Annotated in this window: 2 protein-coding genes; both read left to right on the top strand. The window is 62.0% G+C overall.

The features are described from left to right. Positions 1-53: 53 nt before the first annotated feature. On the top strand, positions 54-401 hold the full coding sequence (locus FJ404_19855) for a hypothetical protein (GenBank protein MBM3825100.1): 348 nt from the start codon (positions 54-56) through the stop codon (positions 399-401). Continuing rightward, on the top strand, positions 401-799 hold the full coding sequence (locus FJ404_19850; GenBank protein MBM3825099.1) for a transcriptional repressor: 399 nt from the start codon (positions 401-403) through the stop codon (positions 797-799). Before FJ404_19855 ends, FJ404_19850 begins: the two co-directional genes overlap by 1 nt. The last annotated feature ends 841 nt before the right edge of the window (positions 800-1,640 follow it).

Genomic DNA, 1,640 nt, shown 5'->3' with positions numbered 1-1,640 from the left:
ACCGTCCGCTCGCCAGAACTCTTACCACCAAACGAAAGGAACCCATCTAAATCATGACCCACACCCCCCACACGCCCCACGACCATCAACACGGTCCCGGCTGCGGCCACACGGCCATTCTCCATGATGGTCACGTCGACTACCTGCACGACGGCCACTTGCACAGCCCGCACGAGGATCACTACGACGAACACGTTCTCGGCGTCAGCTCCGCCAATCCGGTCGAATGCACGCCGGGCGGCCACAACTGCGCCGGTCACGCCGCCGGTCATCGGCACGGCCCTGGCTGCGGGCACGAGGCGGTTCCGCACGGCGATCACGTCGACTATCTCGTCGACGGGCACCTGCACCATCCGCACAACGGTCATTGCGATCATCATGGGGCGCTAGAGCTGGTCTGATGACAGGCAAAGAAGACGCTGCCCAGACTCGCGACACAAGCCAGCGCCGCGCCATCCGCGCGGCCTTCCTGAAGGCGGACCGGCCGTTGGACCCGCCCCAGGTTCTGGAACTGGCCCAACACGAGAAGAGCGGACTCGGCATCGCCACCGTGTATCGCAACATCAAGATGCTGCTGGAGGAAGGCTGGCTAACACCCGTCGAGCTCCCCGGCGCCAACACCCACTACGAGGTGGCCGGCAAAGCGCACCATCATCACTTCCACTGCCGCGGCTGCGGCAAAGTGTATGAACTCATGGCCTGCCTGCCGCACGTGCAGGATTTGGCCCCGCGCGGCTTCCGCGTCACAGGCCACGAAGTGACCCTCTACGGGGACTGCTCCAAGTGCGCGGCGGCGTGAAAGAATGAAATTTGGTGCGGGCGGTTAGCTCAGCCGGTTAGAGCGCCTGCCTTACAATTGGCGACGTGCCCTTCTGTCAGATTCGACTGTGTTCGATTGTATGCGCGAATCGGTGGAGGTGGCTAACCGTAACGAAACCGGACAATGGATTTCGAATCCGATAGTTGCGTCACAATTCACGTCACAACCATTGCCCGCCCAGTTGGCCGTCTAGGAAACCACTGACTAGTCCCCCAACTTGGATGGGCCGGAGCGGTGTTCCGGTTCAGTTGGAAATGGAGACGGCGCGCTCCCTTTAACGCAAAAGCAAAGAGCGCGTGAAAGAGCCACCTCGGCGCCACGCGCCCAATGAGAAGCTCGCCGTCCCGAGGCGGCAGTTGCTGGAGCACGAGCCTGCCTGGAAACTGTGCGACAAACTTAGCTTGCATCCGGCGGTCTTCTATCGCTGCCCGAAGGACATGCTGGCCGGGCGCCGGCACTAGATCCACGCCGAGAGGGATCGGAAATCAGAGGGGGCAAACCGGAACATCTTTGTGGCCGGGAGGCTGCTCAAAAACCGGCACGCGCACGTTCGGGTTCGCAGGTGAATTGGATTCCGAGTGGCCGACGATCCGGAAGCAGCGGCTGTAGCTAAACGCTATGGCGTCTTTCGGGTTCTATGTGCACCACGCTGGTGCATGCGCTAACCTGAGGATATGGCAACCCAACGCAAGACGGCTTCGGCAAGATCTGTTCGACAGAGCGTGACGATCCCGGCAACTCTCGTCGACGCGGTTCGGCGCACGGCTAAGGAACAGCACCTGACCATGAGCCGCGCCCTCGTCGCCCTGGCCGAACGCGG

This window comes from Verrucomicrobiota bacterium, from assembly GCA_016871495.1.
Lineage (GTDB): Bacteria > Verrucomicrobiota > Verrucomicrobiia > Limisphaerales > VHDF01 > VHDF01.
Note: the sequence above shows the minus strand (reverse complement) of the source record. Positions and strands in the feature narration are given on the sequence as shown.

Bases quoted from the DNA above. Each gene is read 5' to 3' on its own strand.
- FJ404_19855 (MBM3825100.1), top strand. From the start codon at position 54: ATGACCCACACCCCCCACACGCCCCACGACCATCAACACGGTCCCGGC.
- FJ404_19850 (MBM3825099.1), top strand. From the start codon at position 401: ATGACAGGCAAAGAAGACGCTGCCCAGACTCGCGACACAAGCCAGCGC.